At 60.8% G+C, this 8,918-nt stretch carries 9 protein-coding genes and 1 pseudogene; 5 read left to right on the top strand and 5 right to left on the bottom strand.

Going from position 1 to position 8,918, the window contains the following annotated elements:
- The 5 genes from BN2476_RS47820 to BN2476_RS40565 all read left to right on the top strand — a co-directional run.
- On the top strand, nucleotides 1-218 hold a 218-nt coding region (locus BN2476_RS47820), incomplete at its 5' end, for a hypothetical protein (RefSeq protein ID WP_218274594.1).
- A gap of 200 nt (nucleotides 219-418) precedes the next feature.
- Entirely contained in the window at nucleotides 419-799 is a 381-nt protein-coding gene (locus BN2476_RS40580; RefSeq protein ID WP_087739783.1) for a DUF2946 domain-containing protein, read from the top strand.
- Nucleotides 800-905: 106 nt separating this feature from the next.
- A complete protein-coding gene (locus BN2476_RS40575) occupies nucleotides 906-1,838 on the top strand; it encodes a hypothetical protein (protein ID WP_173819719.1) in 933 nt (310 codons plus the stop codon).
- Between the two features lie 2 nt (nucleotides 1,839-1,840).
- Entirely contained in the window at nucleotides 1,841-2,215 is a 375-nt protein-coding gene (locus BN2476_RS40570) for a copper resistance CopC family protein (protein WP_087739781.1), read from the top strand.
- Nucleotides 2,215-3,126 (top strand): CopD family protein, encoded by a 912-nt coding sequence (locus BN2476_RS40565; RefSeq protein ID WP_087739780.1) that lies wholly within the window; start codon nucleotides 2,215-2,217, stop codon nucleotides 3,124-3,126. The genes BN2476_RS40570 and BN2476_RS40565 overlap by 1 nt, the downstream gene beginning before the upstream one ends.
- A gap of 207 nt (nucleotides 3,127-3,333) precedes the next feature.
- Here the strand turns inward: BN2476_RS40565 and BN2476_RS40560 are convergent, their stop codons facing one another.
- The 5 genes and pseudogenes from BN2476_RS40560 to bufB form a co-directional block, all read right to left on the bottom strand.
- On the bottom strand, nucleotides 3,334-4,122 hold the full coding sequence (locus tag BN2476_RS40560; protein WP_087739779.1) for a DUF2182 domain-containing protein: 789 nt from the start codon (nucleotides 4,120-4,122) through the stop codon (nucleotides 3,334-3,336).
- A 32-nt stretch (nucleotides 4,123-4,154) separates the two neighbouring features.
- Nucleotides 4,155-4,756, bottom strand: a pseudogene (locus BN2476_RS40555) (DUF1326 domain-containing protein).
- Between the two features lie 1,130 nt (nucleotides 4,757-5,886).
- Nucleotides 5,887-6,303: a plastocyanin/azurin family copper-binding protein gene (locus tag BN2476_RS40545; protein ID WP_087739778.1), complete on the bottom strand. Its 417-nt coding sequence runs from the start codon at nucleotides 6,301-6,303 to the stop codon at nucleotides 5,887-5,889.
- A gap of 1,009 nt (nucleotides 6,304-7,312) precedes the next feature.
- Complete coding sequence (locus tag BN2476_RS40535) at nucleotides 7,313-8,080, bottom strand: HvfC/BufC N-terminal domain-containing protein (protein WP_087739776.1); 768 nt, start codon at nucleotides 8,078-8,080, stop codon at nucleotides 7,313-7,315.
- Nucleotides 8,077-8,918, bottom strand: an 842-nt coding sequence (gene bufB / locus BN2476_RS40530; RefSeq protein WP_087739785.1) for an MNIO family bufferin maturase, incomplete at its 5' end; no start/stop codon positions are given. The genes BN2476_RS40535 and bufB, both read right to left, overlap by 4 nt.

Below are 8,918 nucleotides of genomic sequence, written 5' to 3'. Positions count from 1 at the left end.
GACCGGTTGAATCCGCAGGCCGATTGCTGATGGTGGCGGCATCGATCAGCGGGACGGCAGCTTCCTGCATCAGCGAACTCACACTCTCGACCCCACGCGGCCGGTCGCATCTTGCAAAAGCGGTCGCTGGCGAATTGTCCGATCAGCCAGGGAATGGTGATCAGCGTTACATCCATATCGACCCGTTTGCAGCACCCGGCAAAGCATTGATCGTTTAGGATGGCATCCCGGCATTGAGCCACCAAGTGGATAAATGGCCCAAACCCTTCCGAACAGGCGAGCACGCGCCTTAACGGTTCACGTGGAATATCTCCTGCTGCCCACACAGGTGTAGGGCGTTTGCCCATCGGGACCATCCGGGGCGTATGTCATAATCGCCGCCAACGCGCCGGGTGGGCGCGCGAATTCCGCCGGGGTTATGTCCGTTCTATTGCGCAGAAAGATAGGCAGCATCCTGGGATTGCTTGCAATCCTGATGGCGACGCTCGCGCCAACAGTTTCGCAAGGCCTGTCGTCCGGGCGGCAGCTGGACGCCGTATCGGGCGCGTTCTGCTCCGCGCAGAACGGCTCCGACCTTGCAGGATCTGACCACTCGTCATTGCCCGGGCATGCGATCCACTGGCAGGCATGCGCGTATTGCGGGCTGCTTGCCCACATGCCGGTGTTACCGGGCGGACCCCCGGCATTTCTGCCAACAGACTGGGCCGTTCAGCACACGGCAACGCCCTTATTTCAGACGCCGCGCAGCGTTTCGCCTTTTACTGCCGCACAGCCGCGCGCACCCCCACATTCATCCTGATTGAGTCTGCCAGGCGGTGATGCAAGTGCCATTGCATCGCCGCATCCTCGCGCGCCCTTTCACGGACCCGCGAGTACGTACCCGTGACCCCTACAAGGATTGAACCATGTGCGCCACTCCTGCACGCGGCAGTATGCCGCTGCTTGCGGCTCTGATTGTTCCTGCCGCCGCAGTCTTTCCGCTTCTTTTGCCCTCAATTGCGGCAGCCCACTCCGTGGCCGGTAACCGTGTCTTTCCGTCAACGATTGCGGTCGACGACCCCGGCGTCGGGGATGAAGTCAATTTCGAATTCGGCCACACGAAGTCCCAGACCGACGATGGCGACGATCTCAACACCAATACAACGTCGCTCGAATGGGACAAGCTGATCACCCCCAATTTCGCTGTTTCTGTGCTGGGGACCTATGTCAACATCAACGCGCCGAACGGCGGCTCGGCACGCGGCTTCGATAACTTCGCGGTCGGCGTCAAATACCGCTTCTACGTCAATGACGCCCACGAATTCATGGCATCCATTGGCGCGACGGCAGAGCTGGGCGGTACAGGCGCAAAGTCGATCGCCAATCCGCACTCGGCGATCACGCCGACGCTCTATTTCGGCAAGGGATTCGGCGACCTGCCGGACAGCCTGAAGTATCTGAGGCCAGTCGCCATCACGGGGACCATCGGCCCGCGCCTGACGATGAACAGCGCCGATCCCAATTCACTGGAATGGGGCGTCACCGTGCAATACAGCCTGCCTTACCTGCAGAATTTCGTTCACGACGTTGGGCTCAAGGCCCCGTTCAGCAATCTGGTCCCGGTCGTCGAGTTCCCGATGAGCACCTGTACCGCCGGCCCCTGTTCGGGGCATACCACCGGGAGCATCAATCCCGGCGTGATCTGGCTCAACCGATGGGGGCAACTGGGCGCGGAAGCCGTGATTCCCGTCAACCATGCGAGCGGCAAGGGCGTAGGCGTCCTGTTCCAGGCGCACCTGTTTCTGGATGACGTGCTGCCCAACTCGCTGGGCAAGCCGCTTTTCGGCAAGGGGGAATAGCAATGCGCGCATTGAACCGGCTTCGGCGCGGCTCACGCCTGGCTGTCGTCGCGACGGGTATCCTGATCGCGTCGGCGGCGTTCGCCCATGTGTTTCCGCAGAAACAGTCACCGTCGGCGGGCGTCGAGGTGGCTTCGCCAGCAAGCGTGACGATCGTCTTCGACGGACCGCTTGAACCCGCATTCAGTTCGCTGAACGTCAGTAATTCGACGGGCAAGCAGGTGAACACCGCCAAGGCGGAAATCGACGCAAACGACAGGAGATCGATCCATGTCGTATTGCCAACGTTGCCGCCTGACACGTACACGGTGCATTGGGTGGCCGTCGCGTCGGACGGGCATCGCACGCACGGTGATTATTCGTTCAAGGTGAAGTAATGGACGCGGCGACGGTGTCCGCATCGATCGTGGTAGCCGCCGTCGCTAACGTGTCGTTTGCGTGCGCGGTGGGCGCCTGTCTCGCGGCGCTGATGCTGGACAGGGCACCGCCGCTCGTGCGTCACCGGTCGCAGCGCTTCGCCGCTGGCTGTGTTGTGACGTTGATTGTTGCCGACGCCGTCAACCTGCTGCTGGAAGCCGCATTGATGAGCGGGTCGGCGCCGCGTGCCGCTTTCGCGGTGCTGGTTCCGGTTATGACCCAGTCGCATTTCGGCGCGGTCTGGTCAGCCGGGTTTGTCGCCTTGGTCGTCTGGGCGGGGCTGCTGGTCCGGACGCGGGAAGGCGGATGGGCGATCCGGATGGGTATCGCACTGGTCGCCGCGGCCGTCTTTGCATTCAGCAAAGCGGCGTCCAGCCATGCGGCCGACGCCGGCGACTTTGCGTTACCGGAGTGGATTCACTGGGGGCATCTGTGCGCGACCGCGACATGGGCGGGCCTCGTGATCGCGAGCGGCCTGCGCGTGTTGCCGATGCTGCGCGAACACGTGTACAGCCAAAGCGTCGCCCACTTCGCCGGGCGTCTGTCCGCTACGGCCACCCTTGCCCTGGCGGCAGTCCTGATGAGCGGCGCCTACAACGCTGATCGCGGACTCGGCGGCTCTTTCGTGCCGCTCATGCGCAGCGATTGGGGGCACATACTGGATGCAAAGCTGGTGCTTGTTGGAGCGGCGATCGTATTGGGCGGGATCAACCGGATATTCTATTTGCCGCACGTTCGGCGCGGTGGGTCGAGCACCGCCGCGAATTCATTCTTGACAATCCTAAGGGTCGAGGCCGTCGCGATGATTGGCGTGCTATCCGCTGCCGCCGTGCTTGCGCACACCGTGCCAGGGGCGCACCCAGGCACCTGATCGGCAACTGAAGACGCTGTGCCCGCAGGTGATCGGTCGCCAGCAGCTATCGTGATCGGCTGGCGTCCAGAACCGTTTGAAAGCCTGACGGTCCGACCACTTTCGGATACAGTTTCCGGCCGTCCGTTGGCCAAAAGTTTTCCCGACGTACTTTCCTGGATGAAGCAGTCAGTCGCGGAGTGTCAGGACCAGGACCGCTCCGAGCCACTAATAATTTTGCGCGACGATTGCCCCCGCCCATAGCAACAGGCTTACCCCAAGCGGTTTGCTGACGTAACGCCCCCACGGCAGGTTCTTTTCCGCCGCCATCACTGCAGCTAGCGCCAGCATCCAGGCAATACTGCCCGTCCCAACCGCGAACATCAGAAGCATGAGTGCCCAGCAACAGCCGATACAAAAGGCACCATGGTGCAAGCCGAGCAGCAGGCTGGCACTGCGCTGGTTGGTGCCATGCCAATGTTCAGTAACAAACACCAGTGGCGAGCGGCATTTGTCCAGGCAGCGGTATTTGAGCAGCGAGAACTGATAGGTGCCTGCCAGCGCCAGGATGGCTGCCCCCACAAGCCAACCGTGGACCGTGAGCCACGGATGCTGCATGGCCAACATATGGAGCCCAGAATCCAGTGCGTGCATAGCCACACCGAATAATGTCCAGATGCCGAGATAGCCCAGCAATATCAGCGACAACAGACGATGTCGGTCGGAACGGGCTTGGGTGAGTCGGCGGAATATCTCCAGGAGCGGGGTCACGGTCGGCAGCATCATCGCGGTAAGCATTTGGAGCCACGCCACGACATGCAGTGAGGCCGGCAAGATAACGGTCCCGCCTGGAATGGCGCCGCACAAACGCGCGACCGGCGCGATGTCCAACCACCCGGTGTGGTTGAGGTAGCGCGCGTACGGACTTTCACCCCACCACCACAGCACCAGCCATGCCGAGATGATCAGCCCGCCCAGCAACGGGAGGAACAGCCACGAGCGCGAAGCCGTTTTCATCGCGCGCTACCTGCAGTCATCTCACGAAGAGATCAGGCCTGGAAGGTGAAATGCCCTTGTGTGGCATTACGCCCAGTCAGGTTCAGGTCGATGTTCAGCTACGGGTTTCTGATCCGGTACGCGCTCGCCTTGCTGATGATTGCGGGCGAACAGGGTGTGGTCGAGACGCTGCTGCCAACTAGCACCGCGGGGGCACCACTTCGATTCCAATAGGGTTCGAGTTCCGCATAAATATCCGTGCCAATTGAGAGCTTGCCCTTGCCCCCTTGAAGGTCGAACGTAATGGGCGCGCGTTCGATTGCGACGATCTTGCCAAACAAATGTGCGAAGTCAGCCACAGGACCTCCACGCTCGCCCCGATAGACGCTGGAAAGCGCCTCAAATTGCGCATCCGTCGCGCGCTCGTCGATGTATAGAACCCCCTGCCAGTTGCCTTGCAGGATATTGCCCGGAATGAAAGTGGCGCATGCCACGGTCAGCCGGACACATCAATGTCATCGATCGAGCCCTTGTCGACGTGGTAGGCGACCGCGGCACAGCAAGACCCATTATCGGCATCCTCACCTATGCAGCATGGGCAAAGCACATTGCAATTACATGCTTCCAGAATACTGCCATCGAGTTTGTAGCTCATATCAGCCTCCATGCGTCTTGCCCTACCGCCTCGCCGTCACAGTAGTGCACCTTGGCGCACCCTTGCACCGAACCGAGACGACACTGACCTGCAAAGCCCTTGCATTCGCCTTCGCAGTTGGAGTCAAACCGGCGTCATGGATGTGCATGCGAATCATCTACAGTCTGGCATCCGCGTGGGCATCCTTTGCGGGTTGCGCTGCACGTTAAACCGTCTTGAACCTGCGCAGAGTTGTGAGATCGAGTGAGCGGCCGAGGCAGAGGCAGAATCAGGGGCAAGTCCAGGTCGAAACGTGGGGTCCGCAATGAGGATACGATGGGGCTTGACTTACGCTCCAGAATAGACCATCGGGGAGGTCATCCACGTCCAGGCGCCAAGATTATGTTCAATGGCCCATCGCTCAATGACCCGGTGTCCAGACCAACCGGTTGACTTCCCACTGCGGCGCTGCCCGAACTGCGACTGATCGCAACCTATTCGCGAAGTTCGATTTGACGTGTCCTTCCGGGAAGAATTCCTGCTCCGCGCCACAACCGATCTTCCCGGCTCCGAGAAAACTTTTCGTCGACTTTTGCGTCATCAAAGCCTGACATCGGTTCGCAATCGAGCCCTGGGGCGCGGGCTGCTAGAATCATCTAAGCGCCTTGCAGTGAGGAATTGCGCTTCGCCGTCGTATCGACCAGCTCGGGCGCGCTCGCAGAGTAATCGCGCATCCCGGGTATGTGGGGAAAGCCGTGGCAGGCCTTCATAGAAGTCGAACCAGTTCGGCACTGATCCTCGCGACCGGCCCCCAGGTTCTTTGATGGACGGTGTAGAGGCTGCTCGCTTGACCGAATTGCCGGGGGACCGGAGGAAGTGCGGCGTCTGCAGCAGTGGCTTGGCGAGATGCCTCCGCACGTTTGTACGCATACGGCGATAGCCCGGGCGACCAGGAACTGCCCACGTACGCGGGATGTCCGGTGGCTGCATGCCGCGGCTCACGCCCGCGCGGCACATGCGTCCGTCCGGCACGTCCGCGTGCCTACACAGCGTGGCCGGGCGCCGGACGGTCGTCTCATGCCGATCGTCTGAAGCAGACGCCTTCCTGTGTTGATCATTGGTCGATCGGAGCCGCCAGGCGATATCGGTGATCATGGTGCAACGACAAGCGATGTGTGCATACCCATTGAATAGTGACCTCGCTTGTTGCAGAGAAGCACGTAGTGACCGGGTGCGAGCTTGACTACCAACTTTTTGCTCTTGCCTGGAGCGACGTCCTCGACCTCCCCGATTTTCCTGAACTTCTCCTCGGCTACACGTCCCTTGCGCACGAGAAGCGCACCATCGGCGAGATCCGTTTTCAGGACGACAAGTTCGTGAGTCATTTTGTCATCCGAAGCATTATTGACATCGAACGTCACCAGGCCCGGTTTCACGTTTCGGGTGTCGAGCTGAATTGAGTTCGATAGCAAAGTGGCCTTGACGGTTTGCGGTACGTCGCTCGCACTCGCTGCGAAACCAAGCAAAGCAAGGCCGCCGAAGGCTGCAATTTGGCAAAAGGGACTCATGGCTGCTCCTTGTCAAAAAGGGTAGCTCTGGTCGTAATCTGGTTGTCGCTGCTGACAGAGGAATGCTGCCGCTGCGTGACGTTTAAACGTTTGCTTTGGTCTGCTTATTCCTAGGGCACGATGGTCATGGAATCGCCACCTCGGGGGCCATCGGGGACTAAAGTTGGATTTTCTGGCACTGTCTCCGCGATGCTGTGCACCGCGAATGTCTGCATCGGGCGAGCCCGTCGAAACTGCATGCCATTCGCGCACCCCAGATCGCGGCCATGCGGTGGCGGCTTACGGACATGGTATTGGTGGTTTGCACAACTCCGTTGAATTCGGCGGCCCTGCGACTTTAAACGCAACCGGTCGCGCATCGTCGGCAGCGGCGGGGCGAATCCTTCAACACGGGTGAACGCGGCGCGTCGCCTCTCGGTCAGCTGCAAGCCCCTGCGTGCCGCATGCACAACGGAAAATCGCTCCTCCAGCAGCGGGTGTAATCGCGGGCGAAGCGTGTGCAGTACACGATTGGCCGCCGGCGAATATTCCAATATTCCATTGCGATTGCTGGCGCACGTCGAGAACTTGGACCGGGCATCAACACCCAGCAGCTGGGGATACTGCTGCCACTGTGTGCGACAGCGCGAAGTCGCGCGCGAGCAGAGGTGAGGATAGGCCGCGCCGTGATTTCGCGCGGCCGCGATGGGCGGACGTTCGCGGCGCTGGTCTTGGACTTGGAGTCGAAGGTCCGCATCATGCCGCCGACGTAACCGGCATGACCTCCGGGAGAGGTCCGCTGTCAGGTATGGAGCCGACCTTCAAATGTCCGCCTGAGACAGCGGTCGAACAACCCTCAACGGCAGTACGCGTTCACCCAACTCCCCCATAGAAGCTGCCGTTGAAGACTCCAACATCAGCTCTGTAGAACGTTCACGGAACTGGTGCTCTCGGCCAGTTGCTGCCACTCGGATTCTTTCTACGACCGTCCGATTCCACTTCGACACCGGACCGTCGGACATATCTGCCGCTATATCGCGAGGCCGGTAACCGCGCTGACCGTGATCCAGCTTTGGAGTTGCGATGAGATATCGAATCGGGCATCGAGAGCCAGTGCGACGTCGATTGCCTCGCTCAGAGTTCGACCGTGTTGCAACGCGATGAATGCCGCGTGTGCTGCGTCGCTCTGGTCAATGACAAAGGGTCGCCACCGCGGACGTACAACGAGTCCGGATGCTGGCACATCGATGCGCAGCGGAATGGCTCCCCCGGGCTGGTGCGCGCGCCAGATGTCCGCGATCGCGTAACGCGAATGAATCGCGACACAAGCCGGATGTGTCGCCAGTCGGCTGCCGAGCAGCTTTTCGCTGCCGATCTGCTGCCACCGCCGGGCACTGAATACGCTCGGATCGGTCGCGTACCAGGCCGTGTGAATGGCCCATTCGAGTCGCGCGACATCGCCGAAATAGGGATAGTGCGATTCGCGTTCCCAGTTGTCGATGAAGTCGGCCAGATGTTCACCGAACTGGTTCAGATCGCCGCTGCGCGACGGCCAGGCGTGGGCGTATGCGTGCGCAAGCGTCGAGAAATAGCGTTCACCCGTCAGCGCAAGCAACACGGGATAGGCGTTTGTCAATGCGGCGTGCCAATGCGTCTGTACATTGCCGCGATATACAGCCAGACGGCGTGCCGCAATGGGTTGCCCAGTCGACAGTTCTTCGAGTAGCGCGGACTCCTTTTGCGGATCGCGGATGGCATCGGCAAACGCACGTTCGATGTCGTTGAATGGAGAGGTCATCGCGCCGGTCCCGCGTTTGAACACGCGAAGCCAGGTAAGCGGGCAGCGCCCACCCGGAGGGTGCGCGCCTTGTCCGCTTCATCAAGCAGATCTGCGAGTGGCGGGACATTCGTGTCCCATTCGATCAGCGTGGGACACTGACCGAAACGCTGGAGCGCGTACTCGTAAAGTGCCCAGACTTCCGGTGCCACGCGTGAGCCGTGATCGTCGATCACGGCGATATCAGTGACGCTATGCCCTGCAAGATGAATCTCACCGACAACCTTCGGCGGAAGTTCGTTCATCGCGCGGATCGCATCCTCCGCGTGATTGCATTGATTGACGTAGAGGTTGTTGATATCCAGCAGCACGCCACACCCGGTGCGCCGCGCGAGTTCGGCGAGAAACGCGGCTTCGCTGTACTGGTCCGCTTTGAAGCGCACGTATGCCGAGACGTTTTCGAGCAGAATGCGTCGGGCGAGCCTTTCCTGCAGCGCATCGACGCGTGTGCACAGGTGGTCGAGCGCCAGCCCGGTAAGTGGCAAGGGCAGCAGGTCATTGAGATAGCCGGATGCCGAAGCATTCCACGACAAATGCTCCGACACGATCACCGGATCGATACGGTCGACAAGACGCCGGAGTTTGCCGACATGCGCGGTGTCCAGCGGCGTCGTCGAGCCCAGCCCGAGACCGACGCCATGAAGGCTGACGGGGAGATCTCGCCTCACCGTCTCCAGAACATGCAGGTCGTATCCGCCATCGCCGAAATAGTTTTCGCTATGGACTTCGATCCAGTCGACGGCGGGGATCGCATCGAGAAAGTCCGCGTAGTGCGCGTGCCGCAGCCCGACGCCGACGC

The organism is Paraburkholderia piptadeniae, assembly GCF_900007165.1.
Taxonomy (GTDB): domain Bacteria; phylum Pseudomonadota; class Gammaproteobacteria; order Burkholderiales; family Burkholderiaceae; genus Paraburkholderia; species Paraburkholderia piptadeniae.
The sequence above is the reverse complement of the archived record's forward strand: the minus strand, read 5'-3'. Positions and strand labels throughout refer to the sequence as shown.